General features: G+C 58.0%; 1 pseudogene. It reads right to left on the reverse strand.

The features are described from left to right. Positions 1-638 (reverse strand): annotated as a pseudogene (locus ACOI1H_RS26010) (IS3 family transposase); the annotation flags it as partial. Positions 639-723: the final 85 nt, after the last annotated feature.

The following is a 723-nucleotide window of genomic DNA, read 5'->3' on the forward strand; positions in this document are numbered from 1 at the left end:
CACAGGCAGCTTCCTGAGCAGGTAGGGGTAGATCTTGTGCCCCGGTGCCGGTTTTGAGGTGTTCGGCTTGCGATACAGTGCCTCGATCCCCATGCGCCTCATGAGCGTGGCGACATGCAACCGGCCAACCTTGAAGCCGTCCTGCACCAACAGACCTTGCAGCATCCGGCTGCCCGCGAAGGGGAACTCCATGTGCAACTTGTCAATCCTGTGCATCAGTTTCAGATCAGGATCTGACACCGGGCGCGGCTGGTAATAGACGCTGCCCCGGCTGATCCCCAGCACGATGGCCTGCCGGCTGACGCTGAGCTTTGCTGAAGGATCGATCATTTTTTTGCGCTCGGCAACAGGCCCTCTTTGCCGAGCGCGCTGGACAAAAAATCGTTCTCCAGCGCCAGCTCTCCTATCTTGGCATGCAAAGTCTTCACGTCGATCACCGGCGCAAGTTCAGCCTTCGGGGCATCGCCAAACACACTTGTCGCGCCTTCAAGCAATTGGTCACGCCACTGCTTGATCTGGTTCGGATGGACGTCAAAGTCCTGCGCCAGATCGATCAAAGTTCGCTCACCCTTGATCGCGGCGACAGCTACTTTTGCCTTGAAAGCCGGGCTGTGATTCCGGCGCGGTCGTCTCGTCATGGTCATCTCCTCGCTTGCAGCATCATGCTGCTGTTGCGCGGAAAATCCACTTATCCCTGCTGTTCAGTTTCCCCGAGCCACCTCT

Origin of the sequence: Loktanella sp. DJP18 (assembly GCF_049310965.1) — a bacterium.
Classification (GTDB): Bacteria; Pseudomonadota; Alphaproteobacteria; order Rhodobacterales; family Rhodobacteraceae; genus Loktanella.